The 14,959-nt window shown below is 67.8% G+C and carries 18 protein-coding genes; 7 read left to right on the forward strand and 11 right to left on the reverse strand.

Annotation, left to right across the window (positions count from 1 at the left end; all coding sequences use genetic code 11):
• Nucleotides 1-3: 3 nt before the first annotated feature.
• The 4 genes from purF to folC all read right to left on the reverse strand — a co-directional run bounded on the left by purF (nt 4) and on the right by folC (nt 4,277).
• Nucleotides 4-1,506, reverse strand: a complete 1,503-nt coding sequence (purF, locus tag RZE77_RS19640; protein WP_015866537.1) for an amidophosphoribosyltransferase — start codon at nt 1,504-1,506, stop codon at nt 4-6.
• A gap of 12 nt (nt 1,507-1,518) precedes the next feature.
• Nucleotides 1,519-2,004, reverse strand: coding sequence for a CvpA family protein (locus RZE77_RS19645; protein WP_319438882.1), 486 nt, complete (start codon nt 2,002-2,004; stop codon nt 1,519-1,521).
• An 18-nt stretch (nt 2,005-2,022) separates the two neighbouring features.
• Nucleotides 2,023-2,907, reverse strand: a complete 885-nt coding sequence (locus tag RZE77_RS19650; protein WP_319438883.1) for an SPOR domain-containing protein — start codon at nt 2,905-2,907, stop codon at nt 2,023-2,025.
• Between the two features lie 62 nt (nt 2,908-2,969).
• Nucleotides 2,970-4,277 carry a bifunctional tetrahydrofolate synthase/dihydrofolate synthase gene (folC, locus tag RZE77_RS19655; protein WP_319438884.1) on the reverse strand — a complete coding sequence of 436 codons (1,308 nt, stop codon included), beginning with the start codon at nt 4,275-4,277 and terminating at the stop codon, nt 2,970-2,972.
• A 57-nt stretch (nt 4,278-4,334) separates the two neighbouring features.
• Here folC and RZE77_RS19660 point away from each other — a divergent pair, with 57 nt between their 5' ends.
• The 4 genes from RZE77_RS19660 to argG all read left to right on the forward strand — a co-directional run bounded on the left by RZE77_RS19660 (nt 4,335) and on the right by argG (nt 7,336).
• Nucleotides 4,335-4,691, forward strand: a complete 357-nt coding sequence (locus RZE77_RS19660; RefSeq protein WP_319438885.1) for an ArsC family reductase — start codon at nt 4,335-4,337, stop codon at nt 4,689-4,691.
• Nucleotides 4,692-4,749: 58 nt separating this feature from the next.
• Nucleotides 4,750-5,373, forward strand: coding sequence for a hypothetical protein (locus RZE77_RS19665; protein WP_319438886.1), 624 nt, complete (start codon nt 4,750-4,752; stop codon nt 5,371-5,373).
• Nucleotides 5,374-5,511: 138 nt separating this feature from the next.
• A complete protein-coding gene (gene ppnP / locus RZE77_RS19670) occupies nt 5,512-5,838 on the forward strand; it encodes a pyrimidine/purine nucleoside phosphorylase (protein ID WP_015866543.1) in 327 nt (108 codons plus the stop codon).
• A gap of 157 nt (nt 5,839-5,995) precedes the next feature.
• A complete protein-coding gene (gene argG / locus RZE77_RS19675; RefSeq protein ID WP_319438887.1) occupies nt 5,996-7,336 on the forward strand; it encodes an argininosuccinate synthase in 1,341 nt (446 codons plus the stop codon).
• 78 nt (nt 7,337-7,414) lie between these two features.
• Here argG and RZE77_RS19680 read toward each other — a convergent pair whose 3' ends face one another.
• Both RZE77_RS19680 and murB read right to left on the reverse strand, forming a co-directional pair.
• On the reverse strand, nt 7,415-8,245 hold the full coding sequence (locus RZE77_RS19680; protein ID WP_319438888.1) for a glycine-rich domain-containing protein: 831 nt from the start codon (nt 8,243-8,245) through the stop codon (nt 7,415-7,417).
• Nucleotides 8,246-8,249: 4 nt separating this feature from the next.
• On the reverse strand, nt 8,250-9,302 hold the full coding sequence (gene murB / locus RZE77_RS19685; RefSeq protein ID WP_319438889.1) for a UDP-N-acetylmuramate dehydrogenase: 1,053 nt from the start codon (nt 9,300-9,302) through the stop codon (nt 8,250-8,252).
• A 43-nt stretch (nt 9,303-9,345) separates the two neighbouring features.
• Between murB and RZE77_RS19690 the strand changes: the two genes are divergently transcribed.
• Nucleotides 9,346-9,831, forward strand: a complete 486-nt coding sequence (locus tag RZE77_RS19690) for a YajQ family cyclic di-GMP-binding protein (RefSeq protein ID WP_015866547.1) — start codon at nt 9,346-9,348, stop codon at nt 9,829-9,831.
• Nucleotides 9,832-9,838: 7 nt separating this feature from the next.
• Complete coding sequence (locus tag RZE77_RS19695) at nt 9,839-10,480, forward strand: retropepsin-like aspartic protease family protein (RefSeq protein ID WP_319427111.1); 642 nt, start codon at nt 9,839-9,841, stop codon at nt 10,478-10,480.
• A 9-nt stretch (nt 10,481-10,489) separates the two neighbouring features.
• On the opposite strand, the gene RZE77_RS19700 is transcribed toward RZE77_RS19695, so the two are convergent.
• The 4 genes from RZE77_RS19700 to RZE77_RS19715 form a co-directional block, all read right to left on the reverse strand.
• Nucleotides 10,490-10,843 (reverse strand): RidA family protein, encoded by a 354-nt coding sequence (locus RZE77_RS19700; RefSeq protein WP_124956067.1) that lies wholly within the window; start codon nt 10,841-10,843, stop codon nt 10,490-10,492.
• Between the two features lie 8 nt (nt 10,844-10,851).
• Nucleotides 10,852-11,487, reverse strand: coding sequence for a glycerol-3-phosphate 1-O-acyltransferase PlsY (gene plsY, locus RZE77_RS19705; RefSeq protein ID WP_015866550.1), 636 nt, complete (start codon nt 11,485-11,487; stop codon nt 10,852-10,854).
• Nucleotides 11,488-11,561: 74 nt separating this feature from the next.
• Entirely contained in the window at nt 11,562-12,059 is a 498-nt protein-coding gene (locus tag RZE77_RS19710) for an aminoacyl-tRNA deacylase (protein ID WP_319438890.1), read from the reverse strand.
• The gene (locus tag RZE77_RS19715; protein ID WP_319438891.1) at nt 12,056-13,117 is read right to left on the reverse strand and encodes an aldo/keto reductase; all 1,062 of its coding nucleotides are present in this window, start codon (nt 13,115-13,117) and stop codon (nt 12,056-12,058) included. Before RZE77_RS19715 ends, RZE77_RS19710 begins: the two co-directional genes overlap by 4 nt.
• Before the next feature lie 115 nt (nt 13,118-13,232).
• Here RZE77_RS19715 and RZE77_RS19720 point away from each other — a divergent pair, with 115 nt between their 5' ends.
• Nucleotides 13,233-14,162, forward strand: coding sequence for an alpha/beta fold hydrolase (locus RZE77_RS19720; protein ID WP_319438892.1), 930 nt, complete (start codon nt 13,233-13,235; stop codon nt 14,160-14,162).
• 13 nt (nt 14,163-14,175) lie between these two features.
• Here the strand turns inward: RZE77_RS19720 and RZE77_RS19725 are convergent, their stop codons facing one another.
• Complete coding sequence (locus RZE77_RS19725) at nt 14,176-14,868, reverse strand: aspartate/glutamate racemase family protein (RefSeq protein WP_319427116.1); 693 nt, start codon at nt 14,866-14,868, stop codon at nt 14,176-14,178.
• Nucleotides 14,869-14,959 lie beyond the last annotated feature (91 nt).

The raw sequence follows: 14,959 nt of genomic DNA on the forward strand, positions 1-14,959 counted from the left end.
CTCTCACTCGCTGTGGTTGGGAAGCGCCAGGCGCGAAGAATCTTCTTCGGTCTCTTCGACGCGCGGACGGTTGCCGTTCATGCGCGAGATGGCTTCGGTGTCGATGTCGCCGGTCACGTACACGCCGTCGAAGCAGGAGGCATCGAAGCCGTCTAGCTTGGGGTTGAGCGAGCCGATGGCGCGCTTCATGGCGTCCACGTCCTGGTAGATCAGCGCGTCGCAGCCGATCAGCTCGCGGATCTGCTCGACGGTGCGGTCGTGCGCGACCAGCTCGTCCTTGGTGGGCATGTCGATGCCGTAGACGTTGGGATAGCGCACGGGCGGCGCCGCGCTGGCCAGGTAGACCTTGCGCGCACCGGCGTCGCGCGCCATCTGCACGATCTCGCGGCTGGTGGTGCCGCGCACGATGGAATCGTCGACCAGGAGCACGTTGCGGCCCTTGAACTCGCTGGCAATCACGTTGAGCTTCTGGCGCACCGACTTCTTGCGCACGCCCTGCCCCGGCATGATGAAGGTGCGGCCCACGTAGCGGTTCTTCACGAAGCCTTCGCGGTACGGCACGCCCAGGAGGTGCGCGAGCTGCGTGGCGCTCGGCCGGCTCGATTCGGGGATGGGAATGATGACGTCGATCTGGTTCGGCGGCACGGTGGACACCACGCGCTTGGCCAGCGTTTCGCCCAGGTTGAGCCGCGCCTGGTAGACCGAGATGCCGTCGAGCACCGAGTCGGGCCGCGCGAGGTAGACGAATTCGAAGATGCACGGGTTGAGCGTCGCCCCTTCGGCGCACTGCATCGAGTGCACGTTGCCTTCGAGGTCGATGAACACCGCTTCGCCCGGCTCGATGTTGCGCTCGAACACGTGGCCCGAGCCTTCGAGCGCCACCGATTCGCTCGCCACCATCACGGTGCCGTCGGCGCTGCGGCCCATGCACAGCGGACGGATGCCGTAGGGGTCGCGGAAGGCCAGCAGGCCGTGGCCGGCGATCAGCGAGACCACGGCGTACGAGCCGCGCAGGCGCTTGTAGACGTTCTTGACGGCGGCAAACACCTCGGCCGGATGCAATGGCACGCCGCGCGAGGAACGCTCGATCTCGTGGGCCAGCACGTTGAGCAGCACTTCGGAGTCGCTCTCGGTGTTGGTGTGGCGGTGGTCGGTGGAGAACAGTTCCGAGCGCAGCGCATGCGCGTTGGTCAGGTTGCCGTTGTGCACCAGCACAATGCCGAAGGGCGCGTTCACGTAGAAGGGCTGCGCCTCTTCCTCGCTGTAGGCGTTGCCCGCGGTCGGGTAGCGCACCTGGCCCAGGCCCACGCTGCCCGGCAGCGCGCGCATGTTGCGCGTGCGGAACACGTCGCGCACCATGCCCTTGGCCTTGTGCATGAAGAACTTGCGTTCCAGCAGGGTGACGATGCCGGCCGCATCCTGGCCGCGGTGCTGCAGCAGCAGCAAGGCGTCATAAAGCAGCTGATTGACGGGTGCGTTGCTGACAACGCCGACGATTCCACACATGAACGATTCCTCTCAGGGCAGGTAGCTTGCCAACTTTTCAGGCAGCGCGGGTTTCAGGCCCTGCAATGCCGCATCGAGAACATTGGCGCTGTGCGATTCGTGCCACCAGGCACGGTCGCTCAACGCCAGCAAATGAACAATGACCGCCAGCACGAGCAGGGCAACCGCACCCCGCGCCGCTCCGAAGGCCCCACCCAATATCCGGTCCACCGGCCTGAGGCCGACAGCCGCAATCAGCTTTCGCGTCAGCGCAGCCACCAGGCCCACGCCGAACGCCACCCCGACGAACACCAGCACGAAGGCCAGCGGATAGCGCCAGGTGGCCTGCGGGTCGCCGAACGGCAGCCAGCCCGCCACATCCGACGCCAGCCACTGGGCGGCGATGAATGCAGCCACCCAGCCCGCCAGCGAAATCACCTCGAACACCAGGCCCCGCATGAGGCCGAACAGCATCGACACGACGACGAGCGTGACGGCGATCCAGTCGAGCAGGGCCACGGCGGCGGACGATGGCTACTACAACGTGAGGATGGCGGCCGACAAAGACAAGCCCTTGACCTTCTCGGCGGCCTTGTCCGCCTCGGCACGCGAGCCGAACGGGCCGACACGCACACGCGTGCGCTCGCCATCGGCCGTCTTGGCCACGTGCACATAGGTCTTGAGGCCGGCCTTCTCGAGTTTCTGCCGCACTTCGCGGGCCTTGTCGGCATCGGCAAAGGCGCCGACCTGCACCACGAAGCGGCCGCTGTCTTCGGCCGCGGCAGGCTTGGTGCTGGTGTTGGACGGCTTGCCTTCGAGCAGGGCGCGCGCGCGGTTGCCGTCGTCGGCCGAGGCCGGTTTGGGGGCCGCGGGCTTGGGTTCGGGTTTGGCTTCCGGCTTGGCTTCGGGCTTGGGCTTCGGCTCGGGTTTGGGTTCCGGCTTGGGCTCGGGTTTGGGTTCCGGCTTTGGCTCGGGCTTGCGCTCCGGCTTGGCTTCGGCCGCGGGCCGGGTCTCGGCCGCAGGCGTGCTGGCCGCAGGCTTGCCGGGATCGGTTATTTCGGTGCCGTCGGCGCTCTCGGTGATCATGCCGCCGCCGGTGGACGGCGCCGCCGCCACGCGGGCTCCGGGGTCGGCCGCGCTGGTGGTCGGTGCGGCGGGTGCCGGCGTGGCGGGCACGGGCAATGGCTTGACCTTGTTGCGGTCGGGAATTTCGATGGGAATGTCGACCGCGACCGGGCGCGGCTGGGTGTCGAACAGCAGCGGAAATCCGATCACGCCAAGCAGCACCAGGACCGCCGCGCCCACCAGCCGGTGGCGCGCACGGCGACGCATGGTTTCGACACTTTCCGCGGGGACGGCGGCCGGTGCGCTGCGTCCTTCGTTGCCTTGCTGGCCGCGCGTGCGGAACTTGAAAAACGCCATGGAGTTCGATCCCTGAAGGAGTGCAGCGAGGTGTGTGCCAGGTGGTGCGGACGGGCCGGCAATCAGCCGCCGGGCAGCAGGTGTTTGGCTTGCAGCCGCGGAGTGCCATGCTCCAGCACGCCACCCACGGTGAAGAACGATCCGAAGACCACGATTCTATCAGCGGGGTCCGCGTGCTCGATGGCTGCGCGCAGCGCCTCCATCGGGTCCGCGTGCACGCTGCCGGACACGTCGGTGCGCGTGTTCTGCGCCTGCCAGCTCGCGAGCAGATCGCCGGCCTTGGCGGCGCGCTGGGTCGGCAGGTCGGTGAAGTACCAGCGGTCGATCATCGGGCCGATGCGCGCGAGGATCGGGGCCAGGTCCTTGTCGGCCATGACGCCGAACACGCCGTGCGTGGTGGGGTAGAAACCCATCGCGTCGAGGTTCTCGGCCAGCGCCGCGACCGCATGGGCGTTGTGCGCCACGTCGAGCACCAGCGTGGGCTCGCCCGGAACGATCTGGAAGCGGCCCGGCAGCTCGACCATCGCGAGCCCCGTGCGCACCGCCTGCGCGGTGATCGGCAGCCGGGGCCGCAGCGCTTCGAGCGCCGCAAGCACGCCCGCCGCATTGAGCAGCTGGTTGGCACCGCGCAGCGCGGGATAGGCCAGCCCGCTGTAGCGCCGTCCGCGGCCCGACCAGCCCCACTGCTGCTTGTCGCCCGACACATTGAAATCGTGCCCGAAGCGCCAGAGGTCGGCGCCGATGGCTGCCGCATGGTCGATCACGCTTTGCGGCGGCATCGGATCGCTCACGATGGCCGGCTTGCCCGCGCGCATGATGCCGGCCTTCTCGAAGCCGATGCTTTCGCGGTCGGGCCCCAGGTAGTCCATGTGGTCGAGGTCGATGCTGGTGATGACCGCGCAGTCGGTGTCGATGATGTTGACCGCATCGAGCCGGCCGCCAAGGCCGACTTCGAGAATGGCCACGTCCGGCTTCTCTTCGATCATGCAGCGCAGGATGCCCAGCGTGGTGAACTCGAAGTACGTCAGGGGCATGTCGCCCCGGGCCACTTCCACCGCCTCGAAGTTTGCTATCAGTTTGGAAGCATCGACCGTTTCGCCCGCCAGCCGCAGCCGTTCCTCGAAGCGCACCAGGTGCGGCGACGTGAACACCGCCGTGCGGTAGCCGGCATGCGTGAGGATCGATTCGAGCATGGCGCAGGTCGAGCCCTTGCCATTGGTGCCGGCCACGGTGATCACCGGGCAGTCGAAGCGCAGGCCCATCCGGGCGGCCATTTCCTTGGCGCGGTCGAGGCCGAGCTCGATGTTCTTCGGATGGAGTTGCTCGGCGCGTGCGAGCCAGTCGTTAAGGGTTTCCATGGAGCCCGGCATTGTCGCCGACCCGCAAAGCGCCCGGCGCCCCACGTTTTATCGGCATCATTGGCGTCCATGACAACCCTCTACGGCATTCCGAACTGCGACACCGTCAAGCGCGCCCGCAGCTGGCTCGACGACCACGGCGTCGCCTACACCTTCCATGACTTCAAGAAACAGGGCGTGCCCGAGGCCGAGCTCGACCAGTGGCTCAAGAAGCCCGGCTGGGAGGCGCTGGTCAACCGCCGCGGCACCACCTGGCGCAAGCTCGACGAAGCCACCCGCAACGCGGTGGTCGACGCCGCTTCGGCGCGGGCCGTGCTGCTGGCCAACCCGAGCCTGATCAAGCGGCCGGTGGTCAACTGGGGGCCGAAAACCGGCGTTACGACGGGGTTCGACGCCGAAGCGTGGGCCTCCGTGAACGCCGTGTAAACGCCGGAACCCCGCCTCGCCGGCCGGCCTCCAACCTCGATCTGCAGGAGAGAACACCATGAACAAGCACGTTTTTCGCACCCTTGCGGGTCTTTCCGTGGCCGGCCTGCTGGCGACGGGCGCCGGCGTGGTGCAGGCCCAGCAAGTGGTCCAGGCCCGGGTGATTTCCGCGACCCCGCTCCGCGAGACGACCGGCAGCGACGTCAGCTACAACGTTACCTACGAATACAACGGCCGCCAGTACACGACCCGCACCGACAGCCGGCCGGGCGCCACCATCCCGGTCGAGGTCAATGCCTATGGCGTGACGACGTCGCCGGTCACGCCGCAGCCGCAGTTGCAGCCCTACCCGGTCGAGGCCAACAACAGCGGCCAACAGCAGTACCAACAGCAGCAGCCGCAATACGCGCAGCCAGGCGGCTCGGCCTGGGACAACGTCGTGCCCGAACCTGGCGTGGTGGTCTCCAATGCGCCGGCCGCGCCGGTGTACGTGCGGCCCGCGCCCGTCTATGTGCAACCGGCGCCCGTCTATGCGCCGCCGGTGTATGTGCAGCCGGGCTACGCCTATCCCTATGCGCAGCCGTACGTCTACCCGCCGGTCGGCATCTCGCTGAACCTCGGCTACTCCAGGGGCTGGGGCGGCGGCTATCGCGGCGGATGGGGCCATCGCCACTGGCGCTGAAGCGCGCGCAAGCGAGGGGCGGGAGACGGCTGGTGCCCGCCAAGCCCTAAAATCGAGGACTTTTCCAATCCCAAAGGGGTGCGCCGCCGCGGTGGCGCGTCCTCGACAAGCCGACCGCGCATGCGCCGGCGCCATCCAATGACGACGACTACCGACACTCTCAACAGCGCCGCAGTGGCGACCAAGGCCAATGTGTATTTCGACGGCAAGTGCGTGAGCCACAGCCTCACGCTGGCCGACGGCACCAGGAAATCGGTCGGCGTGATCCTTCCGTCCACCCTGACCTTCAACACCGGCGCGCCCGAGATCATGGAAGGCACCGCCGGCAGCTGCGAATACCAGCTGGCGGGAACCACCGAATGGATCGCCTCGGGCGCCGGCCAGAAGTTCAGCGTGCCGGGCAATTCGAGCTTCCAGATCCGGGTCACTGGCGAGCCCTACAGCTACATCTGCCACTTTGGATAAACCCCCAAGCTTCGCGCACTTCGTGTCGCTTCGCCAACCCCCTTGCAGGGGGCGATACCAGTGGCCCGGCAAAGCCGGTTCCACGGTATCCCCGGCACGGAGCGCGCCACCGGCGCCATGAGTCATTGAACAGCGCCACCACAAACGGAACACCCACATGTCGACCATTCTCCAAAACGTTCCCGCCGGCCAGAAGGTCGGCATTGCCTTTTCGGGCGGCCTGGACACCAGTGCGGCACTGCACTGGATGAAGCTGAAGGGCGCGATTCCCTACGCCTACACCGCCAACCTCGGCCAGCCCGACGAGCCCGACTACGACGAGATCCCGCGCAAGGCGATGCTCTACGGCGCCGAGAACGCGCGCCTGATCGACTGCCGCGCGCAGCTCGCCAACGAAGGCATCGCCGCGCTGCAGGCCGGCGCCTTCCACGTCACCACCGCCGGCGTCACCTACTTCAACACCACGCCGCTCGGCCGCGCGGTGACCGGCACCATGCTGGTGTCGGCCATGAAGGAAGACGACGTCCACATCTGGGGCGACGGCAGCACCTACAAGGGCAACGACATCGAGCGCTTCTACCGCTACGGCCTGCTCACCAACCCGAACCTCAAGATCTACAAGCCCTGGCTCGACCAGCTGTTCATCGACGAGCTCGGCGGCCGGGCCGAGATGTCGGCGTTCATGACCAAGGCCGGCTTCGGCTACAAGATGTCGGCCGAGAAGGCCTACAGCACCGACTCCAACATGCTCGGCGCCACGCACGAGGCCAAGGACCTGGAGAACCTCGACAGCGGCATGCAGATCGTGCAGCCGATCATGGGCGTGGCGTTCTGGAAGGACGAAGTCGAGGTGAAGCGCGAAACCGTCAGCGTGCGCTTCGAGGAAGGCCGCCCGGTCGCCCTGAATGGCGTCGAGCACGCGAACCTCGTCGACCTGATCCTCGAAGCCAACCGCATCGGCGGCCGCCACGGCCTGGGCATGAGCGACCAGATCGAGAACCGCATCATCGAGGCCAAGAGCCGCGGCATCTACGAGGCTCCGGGCCTTGCGCTGCTGTTCATCGCCTACGAGCGCCTGGTGACCGGCATCCACAACGAAGACACCATCGAGCAGTACCGCGACCACGGCCGCAAGCTCGGCCGCCTGCTCTACCAGGGCCGCTGGTTCGACCCGCAGGCCATCATGCTGCGCGAGACCGCACAGCGCTGGGTGGCGCGCGCCATCACCGGCGAAGTGACGATCGAGCTGCGCCGCGGCAACGACTATTCGATTCTCAACACCGTCTCGCCCAACCTCACGTACCAGCCCGAGCGCCTGAGCATGGAGAAGGTCGCGGGCGCGTTCACGCCGCTGGACCGCATCGGCCAGCTCACGATGCGCAACCTCGACATCGTCGACACGCGCGAGAAGCTCGCGATCTACACCCGCACCGGGCTGCTGTCGCCGGGCCAGGGCACCTCGGTGCCGCGGCTCTCGAACGACGACGAGACCAAGTAAGCCAGCGCGCTTCCTCCAATGCAAACGGGCCCTCGCGGGCCCGTTTGCATTGGCGCGCCATGCGCGGTCGGCGGTCGGTCAATCGCCGCCGCCGCCTCCGCCACACCCGCCACCGCAGCCGCCGGAGGAATCCCCTCCCCCGCTGCCGCCATCGCCGCTGCCGCCGCTCGATTCGCTGCCGCCGAAGCCGCCGGCATCGCCCGCGCCGCCGCCATCCGACGAGGAATCGCCGAAGCTGGTGCCGCAATGGGCGCCGGAGCCGGCGTGCCGGTCGACGGCCCTGCAGTCGGGCACATAGTCGAACCCGCCCGGAATGCCGAACTTCACGTCGAGCGCAAACAGGAGCGGCAGGCGCACCGGCGTGCGCGGATCGATGCTTTCTTCCTTGCAGGCCCAGTACCAGCTGCGGCGCAGGCCGTCGTTGCGCTTCGGGTCCTTGCCCAGCACCTCGGCCGGGCTGTGGTGCAGCATGCCGCCGAAGGCCGCCTTGCACCAGTTCTGGTAGCCCTGCGTGTGCAGGATGAACTCGTGCCAGGCCGTGTCGACCACCTTGGACGGCATGGCGACGAACTTGCGGCCGCTGCGCAGGTGCGCCATGAAGAACTGGCGCAGCCCGCGCAGCACCAGTTCGGCGTCGCGCTGGCTGAGCCCCGGATGGGCCGCGCGCAGCTTGCCGGCGAGGAAGGGCGGCAGCCGGGCCTCGCGAATGAACTGGCGCCGCAAGCTGGTTTCGAGGAACTTGAGCACCGCCGAAAACAGCAGCGCCACCACAATCACAGCCACCACCGAGCCCCAGCGGCGCGAGCCCACGAACAGCGCAATCAGCGCAATGAGCGGCACCGCCCTCCGGGCCCATAGCAGCGCGCCGATGCGGCGGCGGAAATTCAGGTGAAGGAAGTCGAGATCCATGCAGTCAGACGACCACCGGCTCCGGCTCCAGCCGGATGCCGAAACGCTCGTACACGCTGGTCTGGATGGCCTTGGCCAGGGTCATGACCTCGCCGCCCGTGACCGGGTTCTCGAGGCCGCCGCGGTTCACCAGCACCAGCGCCTGCCGTTCGTAGACGCCGGCATTGCCGACCGACTTGCCCTTCCAGCCGCAGGCATCGATGAGCCAGCCGGCCGCGAGCTTGATGCTGCCGTCGTCCATCGGGTAGTGCACGATCTTGGGGTCGCGCGCAATGATGTCGGCGCACTGCTCGGGCGTGACCGTGGGGTTCTTGAAGAAGCTGCCGGCGTTGCCGAGCACGCGCCAGTCGGGCAGCTTGGCGCGGCGGATGGCGCAGACCCAGTCGAACACGTCGGTGGCGCTGGGCGTGAAGTTGCCAGTTTCCTCCATCTTGCGCGCGAGGTCGAGGTAGCCCACCACGGCTTTCCAGGGCTTGGGCAGACGGAAGCGCACGCGGGTGATCAGCGCCCGGCCCGACAGGCCGAAATCGTTGGGGCCGCTTCGCACATGCTTGAACACCGAGTCGCGGTAGCCGAAGGCGCACTGCGCGGCGTCGAGCGTGAAGCTGCGCCCGGTGTCCAGGTCGATGGCGTCGAGCGAATCGAAGCGGTCCTGCAGCTCGACGCCGTAGGCGCCGATGTTCTGCACCGGCGCACCGCCCACCGTGCCCGGGATCAGCGCCAGGTTCTCCAGCCCCGGATAGCCGTGCTCGAGCATCCACTGCACCGCGTCGTGCCAGATTTCGCCCGCGCCGGCCTCCACGATCCAGGCGCGCGGGGTTTCCTCGACCAGCCGCAGCCCCTTGATCTCGACCTTCAGCACCAGCGGCTTGACATCGCCGGTGAGCACGATGTTGCTGCCGCCGCCCAACACGAAGCGCGGCGCATCGCGCCAGCGGGGGTCGGCCCGCAGCTCGGTCACGTCCGCCTCGCTGGCGATGCGCACGAGGTTCTGCGCGCGCGCGACGATGCCGAAGCTGTTGTACGGCTGCAGCGGGACGTTGTTCTCCACGATCATGGGAGAATTGTCGCATCCAGCACCCGTGAATTCAGGAGAGCCCATGCCGTCTTTCGATACCGTCTGCGAGCCCAATCTGCCCGAAGTGAAGAATGCGGTCGAAAACACCGCCAAGGAAATCGCAACGCGCTTCGATTTCAAGGGCACGGCCGCCGCCGTCGAGCTCAAGGACAAGGAAATCACCATGATCGGCGACGCCGAGTTCCAGCTCGTGCAGGTCGAGGACATCCTGCGCGCCAAGCTCACCAAGCGCAGCGTCGACGTGCGCTTCCTCGACAAGGGCGACGTTCAGAAGATCGGCGGCGACAAGGTCAAGCAGGTCATCAAGGTGAAGAGCGGCATCGAATCCGAGCAGGCCAAGAAGATCACCCGCATCATCAAGGACAGCAAGCTCAAGGTGCAGGCCGCCATCCAGGGCGACGCGGTGCGCATCACCGGCGCCAAGCGCGACGACCTGCAGGCGGCCATGGCACTCATCAAGAAGGACGTGCCCGACATGCCGCTGTCCTTCAACAACTTCCGCGACTGAGCCGCGAATGAAAGCCCTCGTCGTCGCAGCGCAGCTCCTGGCTGCCGCTGCAGGGGCGCATGCGGCCAGCTCCGTGATGCTGACCGGCACCATCGGCAGCCGCGCGATCCTGATCGTGAACGGCGCGCCGCCCAAGACCGTGGCGGTCGGCGAGACTTTCCAGGGCGTGAAGCTGGTGTCGCTGCAGGCCGAGCAGGCGGTGGTCGAACTCGAGGGCAAGCGCGTCAACCTGCGCATGGACACGCCAGTCAGCATCGGCGGCGGGGGAGGCACCGGCGGCGGCAGCCGCATCGTGCTGCCGGCCGACAGCCGCGGCCATTTCATGACGCAGGGCGCCATCAACGGCCGCCCCGTCACCTTCATGCTCGACACGGGCGCCACGTCCATCGCCCTGTCGGCCGACGACGCCCAGCGCATCGGGCTGGACTACAGCAAGGGGCAGCGCATCCAGATCAGCACCGCCAACGGCATGTCCAGCGGCTACAGGCTGCGGCTGCGCTCGGTGCGCGTGGGCGATGTCGAGGTCTACGATATCGACGCCATCGTCTCGCCGCAGCCCATGCCCTTCGTGCTGCTGGGCAACAGCTTCATCAACCGTTTCTCGATGCGCCGCGACGCGGACCAGATGGTCCTGGAGAAACGCTATTGACGGTCCGCGTCAGGCCTGGGCGGCCGTGACCACGATTTCGATCTTGTAGGCCGCATTGGCCATCTTGGCCTGCACCGTCGCGCGCGGCGGGGTGTTGCCGGCGGGAATCCACGCATCCCACACCTCGTTCATGGCCGTGATGTCGGTGATGTCGGCCAGGAAGATCTGCGTCATGAGGATGCGCGACTTGTCGCTGCCGGCCTCGGCCAGCAGGCGGTCGACCATGGCCAGCACCTGGGAGGTCTGGCCGCGGATGTCCTGCGTGGTGTCGTCGGGCACCTGGCCCGCGAGGTAGATGGTGCCGTTGTGCACGGCCGTCTCGGACAGGCGCGGGCCGACGTGGAAGCGGGTAATGGATGCCATGGTGTTTATCAAGCCTTTTTCTTCGAGCCGAGTTTCGACTCCGTGCCGGCCGCGAGCCGGCGGATGTTTTCGCGGTGCCGCCAGACCAGCAGCAGACTCATGATGATGATCGCAATCAGCACCGTGCGGTCGAGCGGCCACGCAATGTTTCCGCCCAGCAGGTAATAGGCCGGCGCAAAGAAGGCCGCCACCAGCGACGACAGCGACGAATAGCGGAAGAACACCGCGATGATCAGCCAGGTGGCGCCGGTGGCCAGCCCCAGCCAGGGCGCGATGCCCACCAGCACGCCGGCCGCCGTGGCCACGCCCTTGCCGCCCTGGAAGCCGAAGAACACAGGGTAGAGGTGGCCCAGGAAGGCCGCCAGGCCCGCCAGCGCGGCCACGCCTTCGCCCAGGCCCCACTGCGCGCCGAAATGGCGGATCAGGAACACCGGCAGCCAGCCCTTGAGCGCATCGAGCAGCAGCGTGGCCAGCGCCGCGCCCTTGTTGCCCGAGCGCAGCACGTTGGTGGCACCCGGATTGCCGCTGCCGTAGCTGCGCGGATCGGCCATGCCGAGCGCCTTGCTCACGATGACCGCAAAGGACAGCGAGCCGATCAGGTACGAAGCCACGATGGCGATGAAAGACGGCAGGTGAAAGCTCAAGGCGGCGCTCCGCGGGGAGGAAATGGTTGTTCTTGTTCGGCGGCGCCGGCCCGGGCCGGACTGCGCCGCGCCGGCTATTCTGCCAGCGCGCACTGCACCGGCGTGGCGCCGAGCAAGGCGACGCACACCTGCGGGCCGATGCCCACGAGGTAGCCGCGCCGCCCGCCGTTGATCGCGATCCTCGGCAGCTCGAGGATGGTCGACTCGATGTACACCGGCATCTGGCGCCGCGTGCCGAAGGGCGAGGTGCCGCCCACCATGTAGCCGCTGTGGCGCTGCGCGACCTCGGGCTTGCAGGGCTCGACCGACTTGGCGCCGATCTGCCGCGCGAGGTTCTTGGTCGACACCGTGCGGTTGCCGTGCATCAGCACGATCAGCGGCCTGGCGTCCTGGTCCTGCATCACCAGCGTCTTCACCACCGTGAAGGGGTCCAGGCCCAGCACGGCGGCGCTGTGCTGGGCGCCGCCGTGCTCCAGGTACTCGTACGGATGCTCGGTGAAGGCGACCAGGTTCGCGCGCAGCAACTGCGTCGCGGGGGTTTCGGAAACGTGGGAATTTTTATTCTTGCTCACGCCGCCGGGTCCCGGATCTCCCACCGGATCCTGTCGATCTCGGCCAGCACCTCGGGCGAGAGCGTGGTGCCGTAGGCATCGATGTCTTCGTCGAGCTGTGCCACCGTCGTCACGCCGAGGATCGTGCTCGCCACCTGCCACTTGGTGTAGCAGAACGCCAGCGCAAGCTGCGCGGGCGTGAGGCTGTTGTCGCGCGCGAGCTGGTTGTACAGGCGCGCGGCCTTCAGCGCATCGGGGCGGCCCCAGCGCAGCTTGCGCACCGATTCGTAGCGCGTGATGCGCGCGGCCTGGGGCGCATCGGGCCCGGTGATGCCGCTCTGGTCGTACTTGCCGGTGAGCAGGCCGTAGGCCAGCGGCGAATAGGCCAGCAGCGACACGCCCAGCCGGTGCATCGTCTCGTCCAGGCCGTTCTCGACGCCGCGGCTCGCCAGGTTGTAGACGTTCTGCACCGTGGCCACGCGCGGCAGCCCGTGCTGCTCGGCCAGCCGCACGAACTCGTGCACGCCATAGGGCGTTTCGTTCGACAGTCCGATCGCGCGCACCTTGCCGGCCTTCACCAGGCCGCCGAGGGCTTCGAGCTGATCGAGAATCGGCGTCTGCGAGACCTCCTTGGCCGGGTCGTAGTAGATGTTGCCGAAGGCCGGCACGTGGCGCTCGGGCCAGTGGATCTGGTAGAGGTCGATGACGTCGGTCTTCAGCCGCTTGAGGCTCGCGTTGCACGAGGCCACGATGTCGGCCGCCGTCATGCCCACGCCTTCGCGCACCCACGGCGTGTTGCGCAGCGGGCCGGCCACCTTGGTGGCGAGCACGAGCTTCTGCCGCGCACCGGGGTTGGCCGCAAACCAGTTGCCGATGATGGTTTCGGTGATGCTGTAGGTTTCCTGCCGCGTGGGCACCGAGTACATCTCGGCCGTGTCGATGAAGTCGACGCCGCGCTCGAGCGAGCGGCTCAGGATGGCGTGGGACGTGGGCTCGTCCACCTGTTCGCCGAAGGTCATGGTGCCCAGGCAGATGGGGGTGACGTGCAGGTCGCTCTGGCCGAGTTGGATTTTTTTCATGCGCGGGATGCTACCGCCCTCCTCCGCGGCGCGCTGGCAGCGCAGCCAAAACCCGGGCGCGCGCTGTCGTGCGCCGGACTGCGGCCTGCCGCCGGGCTCCGTATCATCGGCGCCCATGTACCAAGCCATCCGCCCCTCGCGCAGCGAATTCGTGCCCGTGCGCAACCTCCGCTACCACGTGCGCCTCTGGGGCGAGCCCTCGCCGCACAAGCCGCCCTTGGTGCTGCTGCATGGCTGGATGGACGTGGCGGCCTCCTGGCAGTTCGTGGTCGACGCACTGGCCGAGGAACGCTTCATCGTCGCGCCCGACTGGCGCGGCTTCGGCCTCACCGACGGCGGCGGCGTCGACAACTACTGGCTGCCCGACTACCTGGCCGATCTCGAATGGCTGCTCGACCACTACGCGGGCGAAGGCGATGCCGCGCGGCCGGTCGACCTGGTCGGCCACAGCATGGGCGGCAATGTCGCCATGCACTACGCGGGCGCCCGGCCCGGGCGCATCCGCCGCCTCGTCAACCTCGAAGGCTTCGGCATGCCGGCGCGCAAGCCCGAGGAAGCGCCCGCGCGCTACGGCCAATGGATCGACGAGCTCAAGCGCCTGCACCGCGGCGAGATGGCGCTGGCGGGCTACTCGGCCGTCGACGGCGTCGCGCGGCGGCTCATGAAGACCAACCCGCGCCTCACGCCCGACAAGGCCGAGTGGCTCGCGAGCCACTGGTCGGCGCTCCAGGTGCAGGCCGACGGCAGCGAGCGCTGGCAGATCCTCGGTGACGCCGCGCACAAGATCATCAACGCGAACATCTTCAGGGTCGACGAAACGCTTGCGCTCTATGCGCGGATCTCGGCGCCCACGCTGATGGTCGAGGCCGCCGACGACAGCCTGCACGGCTGGTGGAAGAACCGCTACACGCTCGATGAATTCCACGAGCGGCTGAGGTCCGTGCCGTCGGTGCGCATCGAGCAGGTGGCCGACGCGGGCCACATGCTGCACCACGACCAGCCGCAGCGCGTGGCCGGATTGATCGAGCAGTTCCTGGCCGGCTGAGGCAGCCGGCGCTTCAGGCCGCGGCGCGCCGCAGCGCCGCGCGCGCCAGCAGCCGCGTGGAGTCGAGCGTGGGCAGCGGCGAATTCACGTCGTTCATGATGAGCGGAATCTCGGTGCAGCCAAGCACCACCGCATCGCAGCCCTCTTCGTCCTTCATGCGCTGGATCACGCGCCGGAACGCCAGCACCGCGTCGGGCGTGAACACACCGCGGACCAGCTCGTCCATGATGATGCGGTTGATCTCCTCGCGCTCCAGGGCCGTGGGCCGGACGTATTCGAGCCCCCGGGCCGAGAGCTTCTCGGGATAGACCTCGCTGTCGACCAGCCAGCGCGTGCCGGTGATGGCCAGGCGCCGAAAGCCGCGCTGCGCGGCCTCGTCGGCCACGCATTCCGCAATATGCAGCCACGGCAGCGGCGAGCGCGCCTCGATGAAGGGCAGCGCCTGGTGGATCGTGTTGTCGGGGCAGACCAGGAAGTCGGCGCCGATCTTCGCGAGCTTGCTCGCCGAGGCCAGCATCACCTCGCCTACGCCATGCCAGTCGCCGCGGTAGATGTGCGCCATGTAGTCCGCAAGCGATGGCGTGTGCATGGCCACTTCGGGATGCGCATGCGGGCCGAGCAGTTCGGCCCCCTCCACGCAGATGGTCTGGTAGCAGAGCGCCGCGCCTTCGGCGGAACACCCGACGATTCCGATGTGCTGGGTCATCTGCACATCCTACAGGCGGCGCCGCCGAAGCCGCAACGCGGCATGAGGCCCGATGCGCACTGGCCTGCTACTTGCAAAGAAGCTGGCCTGC

Source organism: Variovorax sp. SPNA7, assembly GCF_033807855.1.
GTDB lineage: Bacteria > Pseudomonadota > Gammaproteobacteria > Burkholderiales > Burkholderiaceae_C > Variovorax > Variovorax beijingensis.

What these genes read in the sequence shown, in the direction of transcription:
- RZE77_RS19650 (WP_319438883.1), bottom strand. Translation starts at nt 2,907, where the DNA reads ATGGCGTTTTTCAAGTTCCGCACGCGCGGCCAGCAAGGCAACGAAGGA.
- ppnP (WP_015866543.1), top strand. Translation starts at nt 5,512, where the DNA reads ATGACGACGACTACCGACACTCTCAACAGCGCCGCAGTGGCGACCAAG.
- RZE77_RS19700 (WP_124956067.1), bottom strand. Translation starts at nt 10,843, where the DNA reads ATGGCATCCATTACCCGCTTCCACGTCGGCCCGCGCCTGTCCGAGACG.
- RZE77_RS19715 (WP_319438891.1), bottom strand. Translation starts at nt 13,117, where the DNA reads ATGAAAAAAATCCAACTCGGCCAGAGCGACCTGCACGTCACCCCCATC.
- purF (WP_015866537.1), bottom strand. Translation starts at nt 1,506, where the DNA reads ATGTGTGGAATCGTCGGCGTTGTCAGCAACGCACCCGTCAATCAGCTG.
- RZE77_RS19660 (WP_319438885.1), top strand. Translation starts at nt 4,335, where the DNA reads ATGACAACCCTCTACGGCATTCCGAACTGCGACACCGTCAAGCGCGCC.
- RZE77_RS19680 (WP_319438888.1), bottom strand. Translation starts at nt 8,245, where the DNA reads ATGGATCTCGACTTCCTTCACCTGAATTTCCGCCGCCGCATCGGCGCG.
- folC (WP_319438884.1), bottom strand. Translation starts at nt 4,277, where the DNA reads ATGCCGGGCTCCATGGAAACCCTTAACGACTGGCTCGCACGCGCCGAG.
- RZE77_RS19720 (WP_319438892.1), top strand. Translation starts at nt 13,233, where the DNA reads ATGTACCAAGCCATCCGCCCCTCGCGCAGCGAATTCGTGCCCGTGCGC.
- RZE77_RS19690 (WP_015866547.1), top strand. Translation starts at nt 9,346, where the DNA reads ATGCCGTCTTTCGATACCGTCTGCGAGCCCAATCTGCCCGAAGTGAAG.
- RZE77_RS19665 (WP_319438886.1), top strand. Translation starts at nt 4,750, where the DNA reads ATGAACAAGCACGTTTTTCGCACCCTTGCGGGTCTTTCCGTGGCCGGC.
- murB (WP_319438889.1), bottom strand. Translation starts at nt 9,302, where the DNA reads ATGATCGTGGAGAACAACGTCCCGCTGCAGCCGTACAACAGCTTCGGC.
- RZE77_RS19695 (WP_319427111.1), top strand. Translation starts at nt 9,839, where the DNA reads ATGAAAGCCCTCGTCGTCGCAGCGCAGCTCCTGGCTGCCGCTGCAGGG.
- RZE77_RS19725 (WP_319427116.1), bottom strand. Translation starts at nt 14,868, where the DNA reads ATGACCCAGCACATCGGAATCGTCGGGTGTTCCGCCGAAGGCGCGGCG.
- argG (WP_319438887.1), top strand. Translation starts at nt 5,996, where the DNA reads ATGTCGACCATTCTCCAAAACGTTCCCGCCGGCCAGAAGGTCGGCATT.